The organism is Microvirga vignae, from assembly GCF_001017175.1.
Lineage (GTDB): Bacteria > Pseudomonadota > Alphaproteobacteria > Rhizobiales > Beijerinckiaceae > Microvirga > Microvirga vignae.
Window position 1 is genome coordinate 161799 of record NZ_LCYG01000037.1, and the last position, 24787, is coordinate 186585.

The window sequence follows — 24787 nt, forward strand, 5'->3', positions numbered from 1 at the left end:
TTTGATGCGATTTCTCTCCAACCTGCGGCCCGATCATTTCACCATCGCACTGCTCGCCACAGCGGCTGTAGGAACCTCTCTTCCTGCGACCGGGGCGGCTATCCCGCTCCTCAAGATCATCATCTCGTCTTCGATAGCGGTTTTGTTTTTCCTCCAGGGAGCCCGCCTTTCGCGGGACACGATCATCAAAGGCGCCATTCACTGGCGCCTCCATCTGACGGTGTTCGCCGCCACCTTCATTCTGTTCCCAATTCTCGGCTTGGTATTGAGCCGAGGTCTGGAATCGGTCCTGGCACCCGGAATCGCTTTGGGTGTGCTCTATCTGTGCCTCCTGCCGTCCACGATCCAATCCTCGATCACGTTCACATCGCTTGCGAACGGCAACGTGGCTGCTGCCATATGCAGTGCCTCTGCATCGAACATGCTGGGAGTGTTCCTAACGCCTCTGCTCATGAGCTTTTTCATGCATACGGGAGGCACTATCCCATTGAGTTCCATTGGTTCCGTCGTAGCTCAGATACTCGTTCCATTCGTTGCAGGGCACTTTGCGCGATCGTGGATTGGAGGATGGGCCGAGCGTCATCGGAAACTCACCGGCTTCGTGGATCGCGGAGCCATCTTGCTCGTCGTGTACTACGCCTTTGGTGAGGCCGTCGTGAACGGGTTATGGCACCAGCTGAGCCCACGAGATCTGATTATTCTTTTGCTTCTCAGCTGCGTCCTTCTCGCCCTCGTTCTCGTGATCATGACAGGTGCAAGCCGATTGCTGGGTTTTTCGCGCCAGGACGAAATCGCCATCGTGTTCTGTGGATCTAAGAAAAGTCTTGGCAGCGGCGTTCCGATCGCGAGCATTCTCTTTCCGGCCGCCATGGTCGGTGCGATTATCCTGCCGGTTATGCTATTCCACCAGATTCAGCTGATCGTCTGCGCCGTTCTGGCTCGCTGGTATGCAGGGCGTCTTGATCCTGTCTCCCACTAGTCCAACATGTCCGCTCTGGGTCGAAAACAGCCCTTCAGCGTGGCCGTGTAAAGGTCCGCTCACCCTGCAGGTCCGGAGATTCGGTTTACTTCCGCTCAGTGCCGTTACCGGAACTTGCACGGATTGGCAGCGGGTAAGTGATGAACTTTGTGCATCGCTGGACAGACCGTGAGCCTTCAAAGACTTCGGCCTTGGTGCAGTCAACGACTGCCGCCAACGCGAATGCCGATCAGACAGGTGGCTTGGTCCAGAGTGGATCGACGTCGTTCAGGATCGGCGTCTCAATCCCCTATGACTTCGTATGCTCCAATCTCAGGCCCTGCCCCCTGCGGGCGTGAGACCCCTCGTTGGTCGGTCGGCAGCGAGGTGGGAGGGTCGGCCATGTTGGCCGCAGGGCTGTTGCGGAAAATTGCCATGGTCGGCGTCTTGCCCGGGCTATTCAGCTGCAGGGGCTGCAGCTGAGGATCGCTCGTCGTCACCACGCCAGGACAGGCGGAAAACTGCCCCGTCCCGGAGCCATTGCTCATGATCAGGTTGCCGGCGCCTTTCACATGCATGTTGTGGGTGTAGAAACATTCATTGGCACCATTGTTGGAAATGATCGTGTTGTTCAGAATAAATGTGACCGGCGCGCCACCCCCGCCCGGACCGCCTTCGTCTTCCTTGCTCGCATAGACCACGATGGCCGCGCCGGAGCCGGTGCTCTGGTTGCCGCTGAAGGTCGAGTGGGTGACCTCCAGGACATTGTCCAAGGAGAAGATCGCGCCGCCGGCATCGGCCCCGTTAGCGGCCGATCCTCCCCCCGCGTTGCCTCGGGTCACGTAGTTGTTGAAGAAGGTGCTGTTGTTTACCCGGACGGTGCCGTTGTGGTTGAAGATGGCGCCGCCCAGTGCGCCGCCGCCGCCGCCCTCCCACTGACCGGCGCGGCCGCCAAAGGGACCGCCTGTGCCGGGCTCAGCCGAACAGCCCCACAGCACCTGGCAAAACGCTGCAACTCCGCCGCCGCCGCCAAAGCCGCCGTCCCCACCTTCTAAACTGAAATCATCGACGCTCGCGGCGCCACCACCGCCACCGAAACCACCATCACCACCGCCGCTCTTGCCAGCGCCCCCGCCACCGCCATAGCTACCCGGGGCACCATCGCCCCCACAGCTCTGCCAGAAGGAGCAGAAAAAGTAATCTATACCTCCGCCGCCGCCACCACCACCGCCGGGACAGGTTTCGTGGTGGCCGTCGTGCCCAGTACTTCCACCACTTCCGCCGCAGCGATAAGCACCGAGGCCGCCAGTCGCGCCATAGCCGAAGGTGCCATCGCCGCCCCCAAAAACCGTCCCGCCACCGCCACCGCCACTGCCGGCGTATAGGCAGTACCCAGAAATACTGCCACCTTGACCACCATTGCCACGCGAACCGCCACCGCCGCCGCCCGCGTTATAGCATCCGTTACCGCCGTTTCCCGACAGCCCTCCGCCTCCCCCGCCGCCGGATGCGTCCGCATAGCCGCCTCCGTTACCCCCGACCGCTCCGTTGTTCTCGAACGTGCTGCTTTCGACCGTGAGGGAGGAACCCTCACCGACGTAAATCGCTCCACCCGCTCCCAGGCCACCACCCCCACCGCTATTGCCGCCATCTCCGCCTTTGATGTGGAAGCCTTTGACGTAGACGTTTCTGAGGGTCAGATCGCCGGTGCGCCAGGGATCATCGTCAACATAGCGGGCGCCGACCGCGAACAGACGCGAGTTGCCGGGGGAAAAGAGATCCATCCACAGCAGCGTTGAACCATTGCCTTCGATGATGATCTTCGAGGTAATGATCGGGGTGGCTGTCGGGCCATAGGGGTTGTAGGCGTCCCCGTCCCAGAAATGGTCAAACACAAAGACGGCCCCCGGAAGCAACTCAATGGTGTCACTATCCCCACTGCCTGCGACGCACCCGGTGGCGTAGTAAGTGTCCGGGGAAGTTGCGCTGATCGCGATGTTCCAGTTGATCTCTGCCGAGTAGATGGCCTCCTGCAGCGAGCACTGGCCGTTGGTGATCCCTTGCTGGGTTGTCGTGACTTGGATCGTGGCCGCCGTGGCATGCTGGGGACAGCCTACGGTCAGCATCAGAGGGACGGCGAGTGCCGCCCATTGCTGGCCCCGCTTTCGTGATGAGGCAACGTGGTGCGAGAGTGTCAGGAGGGTGCTGAGGCTTCGCTCGCCGGAAGGGATCGTGTGTCGCATGGGGTGACCTCGATCAAGTCGTCACCCCCCGTATGCCCGTCATGATCAATTATCGAAATAAGTATTCGGCTCTGACGAACTGCACACTCAACCAACACACACTATCGTATGCTCGAAGCGCCTTCGCGTGTTCAAACACTGCTGGAACAATCTACTCGAACTGTGCCCGCTGTGTCTCTAACCCTCAAGTGTAGAGGCAAGGCACTAATGCGCAAACGTCTGCATGGGGTCAAACTCGGAAGCTCCCTGCTCTTCACAAACGTCGGCTTACCGCTCACAAGCTGACCAAGATGCAACGTCTGTGATGTGCCACAAGCGGTCTCCTCCCAGGTCTTTGATTACCAAGCTCGGCCCGGGCTACTGGCTGATGTGCGCGGGTTCTGGGAATCCGGCGCAGCCAAGTGCGAAAGCTTCTCAGGTTTCTCTAACAACGCGAAGTCGTGGTGTCGCTCCTATCTGGGGAACCTGCACCTACAAAACCAGGAGGACTGGATCTTTGCCGGCTTCTCACCTCCTCAGGTGAAGATAGGTGGGGTCGAACTCGCCGGCGGCTTGGAGAGCCCCGAAGTCCGGGATCTCCAACGTGCTGCCCCGCAGCACGATCAGGCCGTCCTTCCTGAGATCCTGGAGGACACGGTTCACATGGACTGTCGAAAGCCCCAGGGCATCCGCGAACTCATTCTGGGTCACCGGCACATCACAGCCATTTTCCCTGGCAAGCCTGACGGCCTTCAATCGGATCTGAAGCTCACAAAGGACATGGGCCATGCGCTGATAGGCCGATCGGCGGCCCAACCCGATCATCCACTCGCGGAAGATGGCCGCATCGATCAGAGCATCGCGCCAGAGGATGTCGCCCAGGTTGGGATAGCGCCGCAGCACGTCCCGCAGGTTCTGGTGCGGGATCGATGCTATGCTGCTACCCACTAGGGCTCCGACGCTGTTGTCCATAACGTGCAAATGGAGACTTTGCAGATCCGGAATATCGCCCGGGATGTAGAAGCCCATGATCTGCCGCTTGCCGTCGGGCAGGATCTTGTAGCGGCATACAAAGCCGCTGAGGATCAGGGCACAAACGGAGGGGCGCTCCCCGTCCCGGACGATGTCCGTGTCCGCATCGACCACTTTCACGTTCATGGGCAGGTCCAGGACCGCCTGCTTCTCCTCGTCCGACAGGTCGGCCACGCTGCTCAGCTTCCGAAGCAGCGCGTTTGCCTGAGACTGTTCATGCAGTGAAGATCTCATTGTCCCGCCTCCAGGCCCTTTGGCTTGTTTATGGCCCACCGTCCCCACCAGGACCTAACCACCTTCCAGCAATCCACCTCTGCCGTTCTGATGCCATAGAAGATCGTCATCGCGCTCCATCAACGAGAGCGCAGCGCATTGTGCCGCTCCAGCTCGAGCAGGATTGCCTCCCGGTGTGCCTGCCATGCGGCAAGGGTTTCCCGCAAGGTCCGCAAGAGCTTTTCCGCCTCGGACGTATCGTGGCCGTCCCGACGCATTCTCTCGATGAGAAGCATCTGGCTGGTGATGCGTCTTTCACCTTCAGCGATATCGCACTCAGCCTTGGCAAGGTGCTCTCTCTCAAGGGCAGGATCTGGCATGGCCGCAAGCACCGGGCTTTGGAAGCCACGATCAAGCTCCCGATATCCTGACGCTTTCCGCTTGCCTGAGTTCCCTCCTCAGTCTTTTCAGGAATTGCTGCCGCTGCCTATCATTGAAGGAACCCTCGCCCGAACCTGTTGTTCATTCCATATCCGGAGCATGCCGAGGACCGCTTATGAGCAATCGCGACATTATCGTCATCGGGGGCTCTTCGGGAGCAACAGCTCCTCTCAAGACAATTCTGGGCGCTCTTCCCCCGGATCTGCCGGCAGCCGTATTCATCGTGCTGCACATCCCCGCCCGCAGCATCGGCATTCTCTCGACGGTGGCGTCCGCAGCCGGTCCTCTGCCGGTTCATGCGGCGGCCGATGGAATGCACATCGAACCTGGCAATGTCTACCTGGCGGTTCCCGATCACCATCTCATCCTGACCAAGGGACATATCCGGCTCGGTCGCGGCCCGCGGGAGAACATGGCACGCCCTGCCATCGACCCTCTGTTCCGGTCGGCGGCAGCCGCGTACGGACCCCGGGTCATCGGCGTCGTCCTGAGCGGTCTTCTCAATGACGGTGCCTCCGGCCTTGAGGCGGTCAAGCGCTGCGGAGGAGTTGCAGTCGTGCAGGATCCGGCCGACGCCATTGCGGATGAGATGCCGCGCAGTGCCCTGGAGGCCGTCACGGCCGACCTCTCGGTCCCCAGCGCCCGAATCGGCGACGTCCTGTCGGAACTTGCCCGGGAGGCGGCCGGGCCCGGAGTTCCGGTTCCACCGGACATCCGCCTGGAGGTGGACATCGCCGCCGGAGAGCGCGTGGATAGCGAGGTCGTCCGCAAATTTGCCGATCCGGCAGCCCTGACCTGCCCTTCCTGCGGGGGCAGCCTGTCGATGGTCAAGGAAGCCAAGCCTCTCCGCTTCCGGTGTCAGGTCGGGCATACGTTCACGGCCGATGTTCTAGCCAAGGAGCAGGAGAGCGCCGTCGACGAGGCGCTGCGGGTTGCCTTGCGCGTGATCGAGGAGCGGGCCGAACTTGTTTCCCGCATGGCGGAGGATGGTCGGCGGAGCGGCCGCAGGGCTGTCGCCGAAATATACAAGGAGCGAGCCGTCGAGTACCGGCAATATGCCGACACCCTCCGCAGGGCGGTGCTGCAGTCGATGGAGCCCCTCGGATCGCAGATGGACGAGGGCGGGCAGGATCCAGGCCCGGGTGATTGAGTGCGGTCTTGAGGCCCCTTGGAGAGGTGGTGCAATCTTCTCTCCTGTGGCAAACCGTCTCCTGAATGGGGATTTTCAGCATTGGCCATCAAGAAGAGCAACAAGACGATACCATCCGAGGTTTCTCAGCGGGCCGGTTCGGAAGAGGCTGGTCGGAATCTGATCGTTGCGATTGGTGCCTCCGGGGCTCACGGCCAAACCGCAGAGCACCTCCTGTCCGCCCTGAGTCTGGAGGACGACATGGCTGCCGTCCTGGTCTTCCAGCATCGGGAAGCGTTGGACGACGAGCGCTTCAAGCAAGCTCTGGCGGAGCGGGGGCGAGAACTCACCCTGGCGGCCAGTGGCACGCCCTTAGAGGCGGGCAAGCTCTACTGGTCTGCGCCTAACACGATCCTGACCATGGAAGATGGGCACTTCCGGAGCAGGAATGCCCAGGAGGCTCCTGGTGAGCGTGGAACCATCGACAGCTTTTTCATTTCGGTCGCCCAGAATCAGGAGAAGAACGTCATCGGCGTCATTCTTGCCGGTACGGACGGTGACGGCACTCTGGGCTTCACGGCGATCAAGGAGGCCGGCGGTCTCACCCTTGCGGAAGCAACCGAAGAAGTCTCCCTCGAAGGGCTTGCCGCCAGCGCCCACCCTGCGGCCCTGGCCGACTTCGTGCTCCCTTCCGACCAACTGCCCCACCGCATTCGTCTCTACGCACGGCATCTGGTTCGTTACCAGGAGGCGGCGGACCATGCGGCCGAGACAGCCGAGGTGTCCGCCGCACTGACCAGCATCGCCACGATCCTGCGCAACAAGACCGGTCATGATTTCCACGGCTACAAGCCCAACACGTTCTTCCGGCGTGTCCAGCGCCGCATGCAGGTCGTGCAGGCCGAGACCATCGAGGCCTACGTGGATGTGCTGCGGGCGCAGGCAGACGAGGCGCAAAACCTTTTCAACGACCTTCTGATCGGTGTCACTCAGTTCTTCCGCGACAGGCGTGAGTTCGAGCTTCTCGAGGCCCAGGTCATCCCCAAGCTCTTTGAGGGCAAGACCCGCAGCGACAGTCTTCGGATCTGGGTGCTCGGCTGCTCCACGGGCGAGGAGGCCTATTCCATCGGCATCCTCCTGCGCGAGCATATGGCCAAGCTCGACGCTGTGCCGCATGTCCAGATCTTCGCGACCGACATCGATGGCCGAGCCCTCGCCGCGGCCCGCACCGGCCGGTACACGGAAGCCATCGCGACGGACGTCGCGCCTGAGCGGCTGGCGCGCTGGTTCGCCAAGGAGGGCAACACCTATTGCGTGGTGAAGGAGTTGCGGGAGATGTGCATCTTCTCGCAGCACAGCGTCATCAAGGACGCGCCCTTCTCGCGGCTCGACATGATCTCCTGCCGCAACCTGCTGATCTATCTCAACGCCGATCTCCAGGACCGGGTCATCCCGCTCTTCCATTTCGCCTTGAGACCGGGCGGCTATCTGTTCCTCGGCAACTCCGAGAACATCTCGCGCCATGCAAGGCTCTTCGCCCCGATCGATCGCGGCTTTCGCATCTTCCAGCGCCTTGAAACCGCCATGCGGGTTCTTCCCGATTTTCCGTTCACGTCAGTGGATCGGCGGCCAGCGGAGAGCCCTGCGATCGTGCGGCCTCGCATGGTGGACGGCAGCCTGCCCCAAAAAGCCGAGAGCATCGCTGAGCGCTACGCTCCCGCCTATGTCATCACGGATGGGAATTTCGACGTTCTGCACTTCTCCGGCCAGGCCGGACGTTACATCGAGCCAGCGGGAGGGGCCGCGACGCTCAACCTTCTCAACCTCGTGCATAGCGGCCTTCGTCTCGATCTGCGTGCTGCTCTGGCCAGAGCGGCGGAGGAACACCAGACCGTGCAGGTCGACGGGCTCGTGATGGACACCAACGGCAAGCGCAAGGTGGTCGACATCGTGGTCGAGCCCATGCAGGATCAGCCGACCTCGCCAGCCGGGTTCGTCGTGATCTTCAAGGACAGCGCGGCGCGCCCGCAGGAGGAAGTCCGCGAGACATCGGGCGCCTCATCCCTCCAGAACGAGCACGTGCAGCGGCTCGAAGCGGAACTGAGGATCACCCGGGAGCGGCTTCAGGCTACCATTGAGGAGCTAGAAAGCACGAATGAGGAACTGAAATCCTCGAACGAGGAGTACCAGTCCCTCAACGAAGAGCTCCAATCGGCCAACGAGGAGCTCGAAACCTCCAAGGAGGAATTGCAGTCCGTCAACGAGGAGCTGACTACCGTCAATGGTGAACTCGCCCATCGTGTTCAGGAACTCGGGCGCTCCAACAGCGACCTGAAGAACCTGCTGGAAAGCACTCAGATCGCTACGATCTTCCTCGACAACGACCTGCGGGTGATGAACTACACCCCCGCCGTGGCCGAGATCTTCCACTTGGTCGAGACCGACATCGGCCGCCCGATTGCCCACATCAAGGCGCGCGTCAGCTATGACGAGCTCCAAGAGGATGCCCGGCGTGTGGCCCGGTCCCTGGGGAGCGTCGACCGGGAGGTTACGGACCCGACGACCGGCACGCGGTACATGGTCCGCGTTCTGCCTTATCGCAGCGTCGACAACTACATCGGCGGCACGGTCATCACATTTACCGACATGACCCCGCTCACCCGGGCCCAGCAGGCGCTACGGGAGAGTGAGGAGCGGTTCCGGGCCATCGTCACCCAGGCCACCATCGGTATCGCCGAGACGCGCGACGGTGCCCTTACCTACGTCAATGACCGCTACTGCGCCATAATGGCGCGCGGCTCCGAGGTGCTCATCGGCAGGCCCTTGAGGGAGATCATCCATCCCGAAGATGCCGAACGGAATGCGGCTCTGCTCGAGCGTCTGCATGCCACCGGCGAGCCATTCGTCGTCGATACCCGGTATGTTCGGCCGGATGGATCCATCGTCTGGGCCCTGACCAGCGTCAGCCCGATCCGGGATGCTGGAGGGAGTATCGTGGGCGGCTCGGTCGCCTGCATTGATATCTCCGATCGCAAGCAGGCCGAGGAGGCGCTTCGCGCGAGCGAGCGCAACACCAAGATGCTTCTGGCAGAGTTGCAGCACCGGGTCCGCAACACCTTGGCCGTGGTACGGTCGATCACCAGGCGAACGGCGGCGACAAGCGAGACGGTCGAGGATTATGCCATGCACCTCGAAGGGCGCATCGAAGCCTTTGCCCGCACCCAAGCCATGGCAACCCGAGTTCCCGATGCCGGGGTCGATCTGGAGGAACTCATACGAGAGGAATTGCTCTCCCTTACGGTCCGAGATGACGAAAAGGCTCATGTCGACGGGCCGCCCGTGCGCCTGCGGTCCAAGACGGCCGATTCCATCGGACTGGCCGTCCACGAGTTGGCAACCAATGCTCTCAAATACGGTGCCCTGTCCGAGGACAGCGGCCACATTGACGTGATCTGGAGGATCGACGGAGCCGACGGGAACCGCAGTCTCAAGCTGGAGTGGCGGGAGAGCGGTGTGCGCATTGCAGGCGTGGCACCCCGGCGACGGGGCTTCGGCTCCGAACTTATCGAGCGGATCCTTCGTTATGAACTGGATGCAGAGACGGAGCTGGAGTTCACGCCCGGCGGCGTGCGCTGCATCATCGAGGTGCCTCTCAACGATCAGAACGCCGCGTTCGACGCCGCGCGGCAAAGGCGCCGATCCGGCACGGAGGCCAAGGGTGATGAGCGCAACCAGCGACGTGAGAGCTGACAAGCCTGACCTGACCGGCTGCCGGGTCCTCCTGGTCGAGGACGAATACTATATCGCCGACGATCTCTGCCGGGCTCTCGAAGGATGCGGCGCCGAAGTCGTCGGCCCGGTGCCCAGCCTGGCGAAGGCTTTGCCACTGGCCGATAACGAGAGCCTCACCTGCGCTGTATTGGATATCAATCTGCGTGGCGAGAGCGGCCTCATGGTCGCGGAAGCGCTCCACCGGCGCAACGTGCCGTTCGTCTACTCCACCGGCTACGACAGTTCGACCGTCCCGGATGCTCTCAAGGGAGCAGCGCACCTGGAGAAGCCATTCCGAGAGGAGGAGTTGCTGCGCGCAGTCGGTCAGATCGTCCGCCAGCAATGATGCTTGACGAGCGCGGAGCTTACGGCGCTCCTGTTTCAGGAAAAGCGTGAACCGAACATCGCGGTTTTCAGGCGAGCCTTGGAATGGCAACAAGCCTCAGCCGTACAGCTGTTTGCCCTTCCTGAAGGGCTTCGGGTTCGGGCTTGGCTCGGCAGGTCGCGGGTGCTGTGATGCCACAAGGGCATCGGTTTCCCTGAGCACCCGGTATGACTGCGCCAGCACCTCACGGGAGTTCTGGATGACCTGTGCGTCATACTCGGCGCGCGTCACCGGTGTCTTCGGAGCATTCGCCATGATGGCGCTCCTCGGCTTCGCAGGCGGGAGCGCACGTCTCTCTCAGCCACCAGCGCCTATGGGTTCGGATCGGCTGGTGATACAGGCCAACGGATCAGGTCCGGTCTTGTTCAAGCGAGGCTGCGCAATTGCACTAACGGGCCTTATGGGATGCGGTCCTTCTATGGGATCGTGTCATATGCAAGTCATATGCAAGCCGTGTTGCTGCCCCGTCGGACCTCCACATAAATTCCATAAGCGGACTTCGGAGATATGTCTGAAGGTGACAGCTCCCATCGTTCAGTCTGTGTGGAAGAGAGCTGTGCACATTATTCCGGGTGATGGATGCGAGGTGATGGCTCCGCTTTGAGCATAGCTTTAAGATCGACCGCGCCAGCTATCCGCCTGCTGTTCCCTTGCTCCTGAGGAGGTCGAGTGAATCGCTTTCCGCCATCCCGGATCGTCTGCCTCACGGAGGAGACAGTCGAGACCCTCTACCTGCTGGGCCAGCAGGATCGCATCGTGGGCGTCTCCGGCTACGCCGTGCGGCCGCCGCAGGTCCGGCGGGAAAAGCCCCGGGTCTCGGCCTTCACCTCGGCCGACATCCCGGCCATCCTCGCGCTCGGGCCTGACCTTGTTCTCACCTTCTCCGATCTCCAGGCGGAGATCGCAGCCGATCTGATCCGCGCCGGCATTGCCGTGCATGCCTTCAACCAGCGAGGCGTGGCGGGCATCCTGGCGATGATCCGCACTCTGGGCGCCCTCGTCGGCGTTCCCGACAAGGCCGAGGCTCTGACGCAACACTACGAGGAGCGGATCCGCACGATCTCGGAACAGCTCGCCGACGGCCCGAGGCCACGGGTCTATTTCGAGGAATGGGACGATCCGCTGATCAGCGGGATCGGATGGGTCTCCGAACTGATTGGGATCGCGGGCGGCGACGATGTCTTCACGGAGCTCCGGAATGCTCAGGCAGCCAGGGACCGCATCGTCACCCCGGAGGCGGTGATCGCAGCGGCGCCAGACGTCATCCTCGCGTCTTGGTGCGGGAAGAAGGTTGTGCCGGACCGGATCCGCCAAAGGCCCGGCTGGGACGGGATCCCTGCGGTACGGAACGGACGCATCATCGAGATCAAGTCGCCCCTGATCCTCCAGCCTGGGCCAGCCGCCCTGACGGACGGGCTCGATGCCATCGTGGCGGCTCTCGCCGGAAGGAGATGAACTTGGTCCTTGGGCGATCGCCCGAGAGTGCCGGACGCTTGAGCGTGGCGCGATACCTGAAAGGCTGACGCGTTGGCGACAATCTCGTGTTCTGACCGACCGCCACGAACCAAGGTCCGGAGTCGGGCCTCGAGCCGTCGCAAGACAAACGACCGACAATGGCCGATTGGAGACCTTCAGCTCAGTCTTCCGGAAGTTCGGTTTAGGTCGGCCCCGTGCCGATTGCGGCCATAGGGATTGCCCGTGCAGAATAGGCGAATGATCGAGTGATCACAGTCCTTCCGACGATCGTATAAGCTCGTACTCCCGCCGAATGGTTCCCTTGCCATAGGTCCGCTCCAGACGGCGCACGGTGAAGTGCCCCCGGGCCAGTGTCTGAAAGTGATCGACGAAGGCGGCGTTGACGGCCGCGCCGCCGATCGCCCCGAGCACTGGTATGGCTTGGGCGGCGACCTTCTGCGAGACCACCACGCCGAAGCGGGATCCGATCTGGGCCAGCAGGCGCACGATGGCCGACGCACTCTCGTCGACAACACCGCGCCCGGCTATCTGCTGCAGGGCGCGGGTGACGGACTTCGCCATCGCGGCTCGCACGGCGAAGTAGCCGGCCTCGTGCAGGTTGTCGGAGCCGGTGCGCCCGCCCAGGGCGAAGACCTGGAGACAGGCCAATGCCGTTTCGGAATCCTGAAGATCCTCGCCCTCGCTCCGGGCGATCCGGGCAATAGACCGCAGCATAATCGTGGTCGAGATCGGGAGCTCCACCAGGACCGCCGACGCTCCCAGCGCGCCACCCATGGCACCCGACAGGATCGCGAGCATCTTGTGGACGCGGGTTTCGGGATCGCTGCCCTCATTCGGGATCGTCCGGAGCGCATACCGAAGCGCGCGGGTGAGCGCCGCCTGCGTTGCCTTCGAGATCATGTTGGACGCCACCTGGGGAAGAGCCTGCCCAAGCAGCTCGATCGGCCGCCCCGCGAGAGCCGACAGACGGGCCACGTAGCTCGGCCCCTCAAGCGCGAGGACGGCCTGCCGCAAGGCTTCGCGATCCTCCTCGGAGAGAGCGATCTCTGGTGGCGCGGCGCGGCCGGTGGACGCCGCGATCGGCTCCTGACGGTGAAGTTCCTGGCTCATGTAATCTATCTGGGATCCGGAGCCGTCGCTGACAGTCCTGACCTAAAGCATCGCGGCCGGCAAGTCGCTGTCATATAGCCTGCGGAACACGCACTCGCATCCGGCAACAGGCCAGCGGGCACATGAGCCGCACTTGCAGGCCGTAGATAGACCGGATGTCCTTCCTGGGCGGGGCGCACCCTCCAGACCCGCGCTGCCGGGATGATCAGAGACCCTGGATCCAGGCCTTCGCGAGGCCCGCATCGGCCTGGGACAGGCCGTGCCCGGCCGGGAGCATCTGATGCTGCACCGCCGCCCCGGCACTCCGCAGCAGGGAAGCGAGGCGTTTGGCGTTGTCGGCCGGCACGACGGGGTCGTAGGCGCCCGAGAGGATGAGGACCGGTTTCTCCGCCAAGTCAACGGAAGGCGGCTCCTGCAGCGGCACCATCGCCCGGATCAAAACCGCCCCGGACAGCGCCTGCGGCCGCAGCTGGAGCACGGCCGCGGCGATGTTGGCGCCGTTCGAGAAGCCCACCGCCACGGGCGCGGCCAGGCCATAGGCCTCGCGCGCTTCGGCGATGAAATCGGCCAGCTCATGGGCGCGGCAGCTCACGTCATCCTCGTCGAAGACGCCGTCCGCCAGGCGGCGGAAGAAGCGTGGCATGCCGCCTTCCAGCACCTTGCCGCGCGGCGACACATGAGCGGAGTTCGGGGAGAGCATGCGCCCGAGCGGCAGCAGGTCGTCCTCGTTACCGCCAGTGCCGTGCAGCAGCAGGAGCGGCGGCCGCTCGGACTCGGAAGCTGGCTTGAAGCGGTGGATGAAGGACAGTCCAGTCATGGTGGTCACGGCGGATCTCCTGGAGGGGCTTCGCGGCCCTCCGGGCTGGGATCGGGAACGCCCGCCTCAAGGGCTCAAGTCCACGCAGGGCGGGTCGAGGAAGCAGGATCAGGCGACCTTCGCCACGACGGCCTCGATGGCGGACGGTTCGGCTCATGGAAGTGGGGCAACCCAGCATCCGGCCAAGCGATGGCGCAGAGGCTGGAGCGAGCCGGATAGACGGTGGCAAGACCGGTCCGTCATCGCTGATGATCACCAAACGTCCGATTTGCAGATCGAAGCTGACCAAGATGGAACCTATCCGATGTTCCGATGCCGTTGATCAGCTGCGTAGCGGGCGCTTATCAAGCGCCCAGGATACAGGATGCATCGGTCGCAGCCTCAAGCCTGCCAGGGAGCGATTTGGCCGCTTCCGCACGGGATTATGGAGCTCAGGGCACCGAGGGTCCTTCGGAGTTCCGGCGGTAGCGTCGGGCCGGTTGGCGATGAGACAGGTTCGGGTGAAGTACCGCCCGCGCCACCTTGAAGGCGCTCCAGTCGGCGTTATCCGGTAGTGCCGGGATTGTGACACGCTCACCCTGGTCGAGCCCAGCAAGCGCCGCATCAACCATATCGCCGGTCTCCATGACGATCTCCTGAGGAAGGGCGTTGATATCGAGCCCACCCTTCTCCCACAGGTCGGTACGCGTCGCTCCGGGCAGTACCGCCTGCACGCGGACACTGTAGGGGGCGAGTTCGCTGTCGAGGCCTTCACTGAGAGCAAGGACGTAAGCCTTGCTGGCGCCATAGCCGACGCTAATGGCCGGCTGGTCGCCCCTGAGGGCAACAACCGAGGCGATGTTGATGATGTCGCCTTTGCCGCGCTGCGCCAGACCAGGCGCGACGGCCCGCGCGAGACGCGTCGCCACCACCACGTTGAGCCGGATCATCGCCTCAAGGCGCTCAGGATCCATCTCGATCGTCGGCCCGGCCACCGCAACGCCAGCGTTGTTGACCAGCATGGTGATGTCGTCGGCCTGAAGCCGCGCCTCCACCCTGCTGGTGTCGGCCTCATCAGTGAGGTCGGCCCGCAGCACTTCGATGGTAACGCCGGTCTCAACCGTCAGCCGGGCGGCAAGGGCATTGAGCTTCGCCTCGTTACGGGCGACGAGGACCAAGTTGTGTCCACGCCGGGCGAGACGGTCCGCATAGACCGCCCCGATGCCGGCCGAGGCGCCGGTGATCAGCGCCGTTCCTTGTCCACGGCTCATATGTTCTCGTTCCTTCGATGTAGGAGGGCATGCAGCCAGGTAGATGAGCCGGCCGCTCAGGCCGGGCGCTCGACGGCGATGGCCGTGGCCTCGCCGCCGCCGATGCACAGGGAGGCGACCCCGCGGGACAATCCCCGGCGCTCCAGCGCATGCAGCAGGGTGACAATGAGACGGGCGCCGGTCGCGCCGATAGGATGCCCCAGTGCGCAGGCGCCGCCGTTCACATTGAGCACGTCACGGGGGATGCCGAGGTCCTGCTGCGCCGCCATGGCGACGACCGCAAAGGCCTCGTTGATCTCGAACAGGTCCACGTCCCCTACGCTCCAGCCCACCTTGTCCAGGAGTTTGCGGATTGCCGGGATCGGCGCCGTGGTGAACCAGGCGGGATCCTGGGAGTGGGTGGCATGCCCCTTGATCTCGGCCAGGATCTGCACACCCTCGCGCTCCGCTACGGAGCGACGCATGAGGAGGAGCGCCGCAGCGCCGTCCGCGTTGGCAGAGGAACTTGCCGCCGTGATGGTACCGTCTGGCCGAAAGGCAGGCCTGAGAGAGGGAATCTTCTCCGGCGAGACCTTGAGAGGGTTCTCGTCCATATCAACGACTGTCGCCCCGTTCCTGCCCGCAATGAGAACGGGAGCGATCTCGTTGGCGAATTCACCCTCCTCGACCGCCTTGCGGGCACGGGTGAGCGTCTCGACGGCGTAGTCGTCCTGATCGGCCCGGCTGAACCGGTACGCACCGGCCGTCGCCTCGCCGAAGTCGCCCATCGGCCGTCCACCCTCGTAGGCGTCCTCCAGGCCGTCCAGCATCATGTGGTCGATGAGCCGGTCGTGACCGACCCGGTAGCCGCCACGCGCCTTCGCGAGGAGGTACGGCGCGTTCGACATGGACTCCATGCCGCCAGAGACTGCGATCTCGGCCGAACCGGCCAGGATCAGATCATGGGCCAGCATGGTGGCCTTCATGCCGGAGCCGCACACCTTGTTGATCGTCGTTGCGCCGACCGCGTCGGGCAGACCCGCTCCGCGAGCTGCCTGCCGGGCAGGCGCCTGCCCCTGCCCCGCCGGCAAGACGCAGCCCATGAGAACCTCGTTCACTTTCGCGCCTTCGAGACCGGCACGCTCCAGCGCCGCGCGAATGACATGACTGCCGAGAGCCGGGGCGCTGACGCCGGAAAGGCCGCCCTGGAACCGTCCGAGCGCAGTGCGGACAGCGGAAACGATGACAACCGGATCGTACGACGCCATGGGAGTCTCCTTCATATGATGGTTGACATATAATATGATAGACATCATGTAAAGGTCAGGCCGGTGGAGGCAAAGCATGCGTTACGGGAAGGGCCACAAGGAGCAGACGCACAAGCGGGTGGTGGATGTGGCCGCCGCGCGGTTCCGAGCCAACGGCATTGAGGGCACCGGCGTGGCCGGCCTGATGGCCGACGCGGGTCTCACCCACGGCGGCTTCTACGCCCATTTCAAATCGAAGGACGATCTCGTCCGCGAGGCTCTTGCCGAAGCTCACGCGCACAGCCGCGAGATCTGGGCGAAGGAAGCGAAAGCCGCCCGGGAGCGCGGCGAGGACGGGCTTGAGGCCATTGTGCGGCGGTATCTGCGGCCTACCCACCGCGACCGGCCGGAGGCAGGCTGCTCCGTCGCGGCTCTTGCGCCCGAGGTCGCCCGCAACGATCCTGACACCCGCGATGTCATGGCTCATGCGGTGGACGAAATGGCTGCGATCATCGGATCCGAATTGCCTCCAACCGTGCCGGAGGGGAAGGCGCGTGAAACGGCCTATGCGATATTCGCCCTGATGATCGGGACGCTGCAGCTCGCCCGTATTACGACGGATCAGGCCCTTTCTGAAGCAATCCTGCAATCCGGCCGGGATGCTGCTCTGCGCCTCGCCCGTCAGGCAGCGTAGCGGACTCCCGGACGCGTCGGCTGAAGGCCCTGTCGGACCTATTCTGCTCCGCCTCGCCTTGCCGAACATGGTTATGATGTTCGTCCAGGCGCCGATCAGTCTGATCGAAGCCTATGGTGTAGAGGCGCGGATCGAATGCCTTATCGTCAATCTCGAGACGGCCAGGATCCGATTGAGCGTCGCCCGCAACTCTGTCGGCCTCAGCAACAGCAGGTTGCTGACGATGTTGCAGAACCTGGCGAAGTGCTCGTGGCTCATTCCACCGCCCCCGCTCGTAAGATCAGATGTCGAACGAGGCCCCGGCATTCTGACAAAGGTCCCGGCAGTCGATGATGAGCTCCTCGTCGCCTCGATGGTCATATGCCTGCTGGAGGATAAAGGTAAGAGGTTGCGCAGGCGCCACATGGCGGCCAAGCCTTAGCGATGATCCAGGCAGAGCGCCCGTCGCTGGTGATCACGGACTTCATGATGCCTCTGATGACAGGCCTTGAGCTGGCGCAGGCCCTCAAGGCGACACCAGAGTACCGCGATCTGCCGATCGTGCTGATGAGCGGAGCGCAGGGGACAATTGCCCGGGATCATCACGAACTCTTCGCGGTCGTGTTCGACAAGCCGTTGCGAAAGGGCCATCTCCTTGAACAACTGCGCAAGCTCACAGACTTCGCACGATAGACCGATTCCGAGCCGCGCGGCTCGCCAGTCGCAGCCCCGTGCGGCTCAGCGGCGGAATGTGCAAAGCTTGGCTTACAATGCCCTCAGTTGAAGTCTTCCAGCCTCGTTACGAGGAAAGACCCATACTACGATGCATTATTCGCCGGTGGTTTCTTCCGCCAACGCATCCTTTAGAATGGACGGAGCGGTGATCGTTGAGAGATCGTCCTTCAAGGAAGGTTATCCAAGATCATTTCGAGGCTATCATCAATGGTATCGAGCCGTAGCCGTGAGCAGCATCACGGCGGCGATGCAGCGCTCACTCCACCTGTGTTGCGACTGCCATTGACGCTAGCTGGGCATGAGGGGCTCGCTCGGTGTTCTCTCGCAGATCCACTTCATGGACGTCCGCGCACGTCGAGCGAACGGCTCGTCGAAGTCCCGTGGCTCCGTGATCGGCAGCTGCAGACAGATGCTCTGGGCCGGCAGGACCTGGCACCAGTCGTGGATCAGCTGCCGGTAACTCCGCCCGACCGCCCGGATGTTGCGGTCCAGATCATACAGGCCGAGCGGGTTGACGGTGCCGTTCTCCTCCCGCAGGGCGGTGTCCCAGTCGACCTGATCGGTGAGCGAGTACCACGTGAAGCCAATCATCGGAACGCCGGAATTGCGCACGCGCAGGACGTTGGACCACTCCTTCCAGAGCCACTTGACCGCCTCGTCACCACTTGGGCCTTCTTTGACGTTCGTCTCCGTGTGCATGACCGGCAGCCTGTAGCGGTCGTGGTACTGTCGGGTGATCTCGGCATAGCCGAAGACCTCGTCGGAGGCGCTGGAATGTCCGTTGGCGGAGACGAGATGCTCGTTGGTCACGTAGTAGTCGTTGCCCATGATGCAGTGGCGCTTGAGATTGGCCCGCATGAAGAACTCGTATTCTTCCCGGCTCATCCCATTGTCCATGAGATAGATGAACATGTCCGAGTCCACTCGCCGGCTGTAGTTGAGGTCGAGCGGAAGAAAGCGGCGGGCGTTGTAGAACTCGGCGAACGGGATCGCATTCGGGCAGTCGGGGTGGAAGTGCTCCGAGGACTCGCTCTGGATGAAGATGGCGTCGGCGCGGACGTCGAGGATCATCCCCATGGCCAGCACATTGGCCTTGACGATGTGCTTGAGGGCGGTGACGAAGGCCTGGTCGCTCGCAAGCTGCTCGTTCCACCAGCCATAGGCCGCTGAGAACGCGGCGCAGACGAACATCTCGTTGACTGGCGTGTAGAGCTGAACCCAGGGAAAGCGCTCGGCAAAAGCCTGCGCATACCCGGCAAAGAGCTCGGGAAAGTCAGGGTTCTGGAAGTCGCCGATCCAGTCGGGAACCCCGAAATGGCACAGGTCGACGATCGGCACGACATTGCGACGATTGAGTTCGCCAAAGGTGAGATCCGAGAAGTCCCAGTCGTAGCGTCCCGGTCCGAGCCATGTCGTGTGGATGGGCGGACCGTAGCGGAGATAGCGGCTGCCGATCTCATCGAGGAGGTCGAAGTCGGTTTTCCAGAGGGTGTAGTGGCCGCACTTCTCCATCTCGTCGATGCGGGTCCGGCCGCCGTTGATGGTGGGATAGCTGTTCTCGATCCCGGTCGCGAACAGAAATGTGGAAGCTGTCATGGTGGACCTCCCAGGGCGTCATCATGAGCCCTGTGCCCAGGGACGCCCAGATTGAGACTGTCTTAGAATTGCGGAGACTTGTCGGATCTTGCGGAAACTGCCGATGCCGGCTGTGGGGTCTCGCCGCGGGCTCCCGCCAGCACTGTGTCCTTCGCTAGAAACGAGTGGAGTTGGGCCACCACCTGCGCCCCCTCGCCCACCGCCGCGGCCACACGCTTTACCGAGCCGGCACGGACGTCCCCGATAGCGAAGACGCCATCAAGGCTCGTCTCGAGAAGCCGTCGGCCAGCGGCCACATCGCTCCCGGTCAGAACAAAGCCTTTCGGGTCCAGCGCCACACGCGCCGGGTCCAGCCATTTCGTGTTGGGCGAGGCACCGATGAACAGGAACAGGTGCCGCATTGGCTGGCGAACCTCTTCGCCCGATGCCAGGTGCCAACGGACCGCCTCCAGGTGGTTCTGCCCCTCAAGGCCGGTGACCTGGGCTTGGGTGATGATCTCCACATTGGCGAGACCTTCGATCCGGTTGATGAGATAGCGCGACATGCTGGCCCCAAGATCCCGCCCCCGCACCAGCAGCCAGACCTTCGCCGCCCGGCTGGCAAGATAGACCGCTGCCTGGCCAGCCGAATTGCCGGCGCCGACGACGGCAACCTCCTGCCCGCCACACAGTCTTCCTTCCAGGGGCGACGCCCAATAATGCACGCACGAGCCTTCGAACCGCTCCAGGTCCGGCACCTCGAGCCGCCGGTAACGGGCGCCCGTGGCGATCACGACCGACCGGGCACGAACACGTTCGTTATTGAGCAGGCTTACCACGTAAGGGCCGCCACCCGAGGTACCTTCACCCTCGATGCCGACGGCCTCGTCTGGCATCGCCATCTCGGCTCCGAACTTCTGTGCCTGGACATAGGCGCGGGCCATCAGGGCCATGCCGGTGATGCCGGTTGGGAACCCGAGATAGTTCTCTATCCGCATGGAGGCGCCGGCTTGGCCGCCAAAGGCGTGGCAGTCGAGTACCAGGACCGAGAGCCCTTCCGAGGCGGCATACACCGCGGTGGCGAGGCCCGCGGGTCCCGCGCCTATGACGGCAACATCATAGACCCGGTCCGGATCGAGTGCGCCTACCATGCCGAGGCAACGGGCTAACTCGTCCTCGCTCGGGTTGCGCAGCAGCCGTCCGTCCGGACACAGAACGATCGGCAGTTCGCCGGGATCGACGCCGAACCGCTCGACGAGCGCCCGCGCCTCCGGATCGCCGCCTGGATCCAGGCTCTGGTGAGGGTGACCGCTGCGGGATAGGAAGCCGTCCAGCCGCAGCACGTCGCCGTGGTCCCCGGGGCCGACGATCACCGGCCCTCCGGTGCCCCGTTCGAGCAGCCCCATGCGGCGCAGGATCAGCGCCCGCATGATCCGCTCGCCGAGTTCCGCTTCCGCGATCAGCACGGCCCTGAGCTTCTCGGGTGGGATGATCAGGGCCTCCACCGGCTCGATGGCCGTGGCCTCCGCCAGGGCGGGCCGGCCCGAGAGCTGGGCGATCTCGCCCATGAACGCCCCAGCCTCATACGTCGTGATCAGCTCACGCTTTCCAGAGTTGTTCTGAGTGATCTCCACCCGACCGGCCAGAACCACCGCGAGGCCCCGCCCGACCTCGCCGATCCGAACCAGGGTCTCGCCGGACTGGTAGCGGCGGACCTCGCCAAACCGGCGCAATCGATCGATCTCGGCCTGTTCAAGGGTGGGAAACGCCTGCTCCCGGCGCGTTTCGACGACCGAAGGTCCTGCGGCAGCCATGATGGGCCTCGTTCACTCCTGAGCCAAACTCTAGATCATCTTCCGCCGGTAGTCCCTGGGCGAGTGGCCGGTGACCTGCCGGAACAGGGCCGAGAACTGGCTCAGGCTGCCATACCCGACTGCGGCCGCGACATCGGTGACCGACAGCGAGGGATCAGCCAGCAATGTCTTGGCCCGCTCGATGCGGCGGCTCATCTGGTAACGGTGCGGCGGCTCGCTGAGGGCTTCCTTGAACGCCCGGCAGAAGTGGTACGGACTGAGCCTCGCGATCGCCGCCAGCTCGGCCAGGGAGACGTCCTGGTGGAGGTTCGCCTCGATATAGTCGCACACGGCCTTGAGTTGCCAGCCCGCGAGCCCTCCCCTCGCAAAGCTCCGCCCTGTACGCCTCCCCTGCGCTGGGTACTTCGCCTGGAACGCCATGATCTCCGACAGCAGAAGGATGGCGAATGATTCGACATATATACGCGAATACATTTCCGGTTGCGCCAGGATCCGGTCGAGCTGCAGCATCAGCTGGGCCAGCAATGGATGCTCGAAATGCAGCATCGGGTAGAGCTGGGTCTGTTCAGCATCCAGGTGCGAGCAAATCGCCGGATCGAGATAGGCAGACGTGAAGGCGATCGGCATGGTTCCCGGCAGGGACCAGCCCTGCAGACGGCAGCCGGCCGGGACGAAAGTCAACTTGCCCCGGATGTCCCTGAGAGTGGAGCGTGGGAGATCGTCCGCGGTGGTCTCCCCATCCTTGCGATGGGCGTTCAGCAGCGCGAGGTAGTGCCGACCGCCGTGCAGGCTGAAGTCGTACGGCTTCGGGCGCAGCATGACGATGTGTTCGGCCGCCAGGGCGTCCCACCGGTGGTCCAGCCGCAAATTCTCGCAGGGTAAATGGTTGTGAAACCGGAAGTCGACAGCATCATCGAGGCTCATGATGGTCTCCTGGGAAGATGTTGGCCTTCCATCGCCGCCCGCGCAGCTGTGTGACCGGCCCGGAACAGGACCGGATGTCGCGGACGAGCACTCCGTTTCACAAAGAGATATCGAGCGAACGATCGGCATCTTGGCACCCGAGACGTGTGCTTCGATTCGTCATGGTGAACCCAAGATAGTTCGGACACCATTAGGGAAGACCCCGGCCCGATCTCAGGGAAAGGCTGAGACGCCGACTCAGACCTCGACCATGTGGTGGCGGATGGCGTAGCGGACGATATCGGCCGTGCTCGTGGCGCCGATCTTGCGCATGGCGGACGCGCGGTGGGTCTCGACCGTCTTGATGCCGACGTTCAGAAGCGGGCAGATCTCCCGGTTCGTTCGACCCTCCGCGATGAGCTGGACGACCATGCGTTCCCGAACCGTCAGCGGGCTGCCGTCCCGTAGCTTCCCGGGCTTGAGAAGCGCATCGAGCAGGGTTCCGGAGACTTGGCCCGAGATGTAGGCCTCATGCCGGGCCAGCGTCTCGATGGCCTCGAGGAGATGACCCTGAGCATCCGACTTGAGGAGAAAGCCGCGCACCCCCGCCAGCACCGCCTCCCTGAGAACTGAATCATCATCGTGCATCGTGAAGATCAGGATCTCGGGCCGCCGGGGCCGGGCCCGGAGCTGTCGGGCAACCTCGACCCCGTTCATGACAGGCATGGCGTAGTCGAGCACCAAAATATCGGGTTTGTTCGCCTCGGCGGCCCTGAGAGCCTCCAAGCCGTCCCGTGCTTCCGCGACCACTTTCCAGCCCGGCCTTGTCTCGAGCAAGGCACGCAGCCCGGTTCTGAGCACATCATGGTCATCGGCAATGAGGATGCGAGTCATGGCGGGACCTCGCGGAAAGAGGGCGTCATGCCCAGATTAGCCTGATGGTGCCACCGCGCCATTGCGGTAAACCCTGAGATCCGCCTCAGAAGCATGTATCGCCTGCACCATCTTCGATCGCCGGGTGCAGCGGTATCGAGGCCCGCACCGTCGTGCCCCGCTGGCCGCTCGTGATCGACAGGTTCCCGCCGAACTGCAGTACCCGGGTCCGCATGCCGGGAATGCCAACCCCCAGTTCCGGGAGGGCATCATCCTTGGTCCCCGGGAGACCAACGCCGTTGTCGGCAACCCTGAGCTTCAGGCTCGGCCCATCCACCTGGATCGTCACGGATACCCGGGTCGCCCGGGCATGGCGGTGGACATTCGTGAGGGCCTCCTGAACGACCCTGAGAATGGCCCGCTGTACGGGAGGGGCTGCCCCGTCCGCTGCATTGTCAACCTTCCAGGCGAGGTTCAGGCCGGTGCGCCGAGCAAAGCCCTGAACGAAGTGCCGCAAGGTTGATGCCAGCCCGTCCCGGTCAAGGCTGGGCGGAAAGAGCAGGTACGAAAAGGCCCGGATTTCGCGCTGGGCTTCGGCCAGCGAGGCCGTTGTTCGCTCGAGTACCGCGGCGAGGTCTGGATCATTAGGCACCAACAGCTGAATTTGAGCGAGGCCAAGCCCCGCAGCCGCAAGGTGCTGTGTCGTGGAGTCATGCAGCTCCGCCCCGATCCGGCGCCGCTCCTCCTCCTGGGATCTGAGGAGCCGTTCTGCTGTCGCGTCGAGCTCCCGGCGCACACTGGCGAGTTCCGTGACGTCCTCGTGGGCCACCACCGCATGCACAGCCCCTTCGTGCTCGAACCGGTTCGCCCGCAGCAGGAATCTGCGGCTCCCGCAGATGTACGGCATCCGGAAATCTGATCGGGTGCCGGCCAGCAGCGACTCGATCCCCTCGGCCACAGCAGCCGAGTCGGCTTCGGATTCGGCGCCAGCCCGGTAGACTTCAAGATAAGGGGCTCCGGTGGGATTGGCCCATGAGGTTAGGGCGTTTTGCTCGGCAAACTGGCGCCACGCTTGGTTCACGGCAATGATCCGCCCGACTGCATCCAAGACCGCGATCTGGGCCGTGAGGGAATCAAGGGTCGCGTGCAGCAGGCCTGTGGCGGAGATCAACTCGGCTTGGCTCTCCTTGTAGGGCTGGATGCAGGTCGCGGCCCCGAAAACCCGAGTTACGAACCCGTCGACCTCGCGCCGGAAGACCTTTTCCCGGCTGCGAAGCCAGACATAGCGGCCGTCGGGCCGCCGCATTCGGTACTCCACCTCGGCGACCGCCTCATCGGAAAGGCCCCTGAGCCGTGCGAGGTGATCGCTCACGGCCGGGAGATCCTCAGGATGGATGAGAGTGCCCAAGACCTCCGCATCCATTGCCGCGATCTCGTCGCTGGACCAGCCCAGGATCTCCCGTACCCGCCCGGTGATGAAGACATTGCGGTGAGTGATCAGATCATGAACGTAAAGGATGTCAGGCGAGGCCTCGATCATCTGCTGAACGAGCCGTTGGGTATCTTCCTCCCGTCTCAGTGCCTCGTGCTCTACGGTTACGTCGCGGGCGCTCCCGAGGATTCGGTAGATCCGCCCGGAGTCGTCCCGGACCGGGGTGAGAACGGTGTGCCAGTGCTTGACCCCAGCGGGCAGGTCCAGGGTCTCGTAGTACCGGATGGCCGCGCCCGCTTCCACGCAAGAGCGGTAATGTTCCGTCACTGCATCCGCGACCGCGGGCGGCAAGCATTCATGCGGTGTCCTGCCGGACACGTTAGAGCTCCCGAGGCCCGTGCGTCTCTCATGGGCTGGATTGAGGAGTTCAAAGACGAAACGGTCCGGCTCGACCGCGATGATGAAGAGGCTCTCGTCGGAATGCTCGAACCAGACCTCACCCGCCTGCTTGAGCAAGGTGTCAGGGAATTGCAAGCGCCGCAATCGAGCTGTCATGAGCTTCTCCCGGCCATATCCCGGACGCGGATTCCCTTATGAATAGTACGGCTTTGAGGAGGGATTGTCTCCGTGGTTTCCGGACCGGCTATGTGGAAATAAACGGCAATGCTCCGGAGTGCTGGACAAAGCTCCTTTGGTCGGCGAGCGGAGCGATCGAAGTTCCGGTCTCTCGGCCCGAGCAGCAAAATTCCGCA

At 63.4% G+C, this 24787-nt stretch carries 21 protein-coding genes; 8 read left to right on the forward strand and 13 right to left on the reverse strand.

Annotation, left to right across the window (positions count from 1 at the left end):
* Positions 1–4: 4 nt before the first annotated feature.
* A complete protein-coding gene (locus AA309_RS15470; protein ID WP_047189910.1) occupies positions 5–979 on the forward strand; it encodes a bile acid:sodium symporter family protein in 975 nt (324 codons plus the stop codon).
* Positions 980–1260: 281 nt separating this feature from the next.
* Here AA309_RS15470 and AA309_RS35670 read toward each other — a convergent pair whose 3' ends face one another.
* The 3 genes from AA309_RS35670 to AA309_RS33150 all read right to left on the reverse strand — a co-directional run bounded on the left by AA309_RS35670 (position 1261) and on the right by AA309_RS33150 (position 4805).
* Positions 1261–3201, reverse strand: coding sequence for a choice-of-anchor Q domain-containing protein (locus AA309_RS35670; protein ID WP_052954749.1), 1941 nt, complete (start codon positions 3199–3201; stop codon positions 1261–1263).
* A gap of 507 nt (positions 3202–3708) precedes the next feature.
* The gene (locus AA309_RS15480; RefSeq protein WP_047189911.1) at positions 3709–4446 is read right to left on the reverse strand and encodes a Crp/Fnr family transcriptional regulator; all 738 of its coding nucleotides are present in this window, start codon (positions 4444–4446) and stop codon (positions 3709–3711) included.
* Positions 4447–4565: 119 nt separating this feature from the next.
* Positions 4566–4805, reverse strand: coding sequence for a hypothetical protein (locus AA309_RS33150; protein ID WP_084731291.1), 240 nt, complete (start codon positions 4803–4805; stop codon positions 4566–4568).
* 176 nt (positions 4806–4981) lie between these two features.
* On the opposite strand from AA309_RS33150, the gene AA309_RS15490 reads away from it, so the two are divergent.
* From AA309_RS15490 to AA309_RS15500, 3 genes are all read left to right on the forward strand, one after another.
* Positions 4982–6016 (forward strand): chemotaxis protein CheB, encoded by a 1035-nt coding sequence (locus AA309_RS15490; protein ID WP_047189913.1) that lies wholly within the window; start codon positions 4982–4984, stop codon positions 6014–6016.
* 108 nt (positions 6017–6124) lie between these two features.
* Positions 6125–9745 carry a CheR family methyltransferase gene (locus AA309_RS15495; protein WP_244470375.1) on the forward strand — a complete coding sequence of 1207 codons (3621 nt, stop codon included), beginning with the start codon at positions 6125–6127 and terminating at the stop codon, positions 9743–9745.
* Positions 9717–10112 (forward strand): response regulator, encoded by a 396-nt coding sequence (locus AA309_RS15500; RefSeq protein WP_047189914.1) that lies wholly within the window; start codon positions 9717–9719, stop codon positions 10110–10112. Before AA309_RS15495 ends, AA309_RS15500 begins: the two co-directional genes overlap by 29 nt.
* A gap of 96 nt (positions 10113–10208) precedes the next feature.
* On the opposite strand, the gene AA309_RS15505 is transcribed toward AA309_RS15500, so the two are convergent.
* On the reverse strand, positions 10209–10406 hold the full coding sequence (locus tag AA309_RS15505; protein WP_047189915.1) for a hypothetical protein: 198 nt from the start codon (positions 10404–10406) through the stop codon (positions 10209–10211).
* 414 nt (positions 10407–10820) lie between these two features.
* On the opposite strand from AA309_RS15505, the gene AA309_RS15510 reads away from it, so the two are divergent.
* Positions 10821–11606 carry a cobalamin-binding protein gene (locus AA309_RS15510; RefSeq protein WP_047189916.1) on the forward strand — a complete coding sequence of 262 codons (786 nt, stop codon included), beginning with the start codon at positions 10821–10823 and terminating at the stop codon, positions 11604–11606.
* A gap of 270 nt (positions 11607–11876) precedes the next feature.
* On the opposite strand, the gene AA309_RS15515 is transcribed toward AA309_RS15510, so the two are convergent.
* From AA309_RS15515 to AA309_RS15535, 4 genes are all read right to left on the reverse strand, one after another.
* Positions 11877–12737 (reverse strand): EcsC family protein, encoded by an 861-nt coding sequence (locus AA309_RS15515; protein WP_084731281.1) that lies wholly within the window; start codon positions 12735–12737, stop codon positions 11877–11879.
* Between the two features lie 205 nt (positions 12738–12942).
* The gene (locus AA309_RS15520) at positions 12943–13554 is read right to left on the reverse strand and encodes an alpha/beta hydrolase (protein WP_047189917.1); all 612 of its coding nucleotides are present in this window, start codon (positions 13552–13554) and stop codon (positions 12943–12945) included.
* Between the two features lie 431 nt (positions 13555–13985).
* Positions 13986–14804, reverse strand: a complete 819-nt coding sequence (locus AA309_RS15530) for an SDR family NAD(P)-dependent oxidoreductase (RefSeq protein ID WP_047189919.1) — start codon at positions 14802–14804, stop codon at positions 13986–13988.
* Positions 14805–14860: 56 nt separating this feature from the next.
* Positions 14861–16051: an acetyl-CoA C-acyltransferase gene (locus AA309_RS15535; RefSeq protein ID WP_047189920.1), complete on the reverse strand. Its 1191-nt coding sequence runs from the start codon at positions 16049–16051 to the stop codon at positions 14861–14863.
* A gap of 76 nt (positions 16052–16127) precedes the next feature.
* On the opposite strand from AA309_RS15535, the gene AA309_RS15540 reads away from it, so the two are divergent.
* The 3 genes from AA309_RS15540 (at position 16128) to AA309_RS35850 (ending at position 17396) form a co-directional block, all read left to right on the forward strand.
* Positions 16128–16724 (forward strand): TetR/AcrR family transcriptional regulator, encoded by a 597-nt coding sequence (locus AA309_RS15540; protein ID WP_047189921.1) that lies wholly within the window; start codon positions 16128–16130, stop codon positions 16722–16724.
* 73 nt (positions 16725–16797) lie between these two features.
* Positions 16798–17145 carry a hypothetical protein gene (locus AA309_RS35845; RefSeq protein WP_200901993.1) on the forward strand — a complete coding sequence of 116 codons (348 nt, stop codon included), beginning with the start codon at positions 16798–16800 and terminating at the stop codon, positions 17143–17145.
* A 2-nt stretch (positions 17146–17147) separates the two neighbouring features.
* Entirely contained in the window at positions 17148–17396 is a 249-nt protein-coding gene (locus AA309_RS35850) for a response regulator (RefSeq protein WP_200901994.1), read from the forward strand.
* 330 nt (positions 17397–17726) lie between these two features.
* Here the strand turns inward: AA309_RS35850 and AA309_RS15550 are convergent, their stop codons facing one another.
* From AA309_RS15550 to AA309_RS32085, 5 genes are all read right to left on the reverse strand, one after another.
* Positions 17727–19034, reverse strand: coding sequence for a family 1 glycosylhydrolase (locus tag AA309_RS15550; protein WP_047189922.1), 1308 nt, complete (start codon positions 19032–19034; stop codon positions 17727–17729).
* 62 nt (positions 19035–19096) lie between these two features.
* Positions 19097–20827, reverse strand: a complete 1731-nt coding sequence (locus AA309_RS15555; RefSeq protein ID WP_047189923.1) for an FAD-dependent oxidoreductase — start codon at positions 20825–20827, stop codon at positions 19097–19099.
* 30 nt (positions 20828–20857) lie between these two features.
* Positions 20858–21751 carry a helix-turn-helix domain-containing protein gene (locus AA309_RS15560; RefSeq protein ID WP_047189924.1) on the reverse strand — a complete coding sequence of 298 codons (894 nt, stop codon included), beginning with the start codon at positions 21749–21751 and terminating at the stop codon, positions 20858–20860.
* Between the two features lie 237 nt (positions 21752–21988).
* Positions 21989–22624, reverse strand: a complete 636-nt coding sequence (locus AA309_RS15565) for a response regulator (RefSeq protein ID WP_047189925.1) — start codon at positions 22622–22624, stop codon at positions 21989–21991.
* Positions 22625–22709: 85 nt separating this feature from the next.
* The gene (locus AA309_RS32085; RefSeq protein ID WP_052954750.1) at positions 22710–24590 is read right to left on the reverse strand and encodes a PAS domain-containing sensor histidine kinase; all 1881 of its coding nucleotides are present in this window, start codon (positions 24588–24590) and stop codon (positions 22710–22712) included.
* Between the last annotated feature and the right edge of the window lie 197 nt (positions 24591–24787).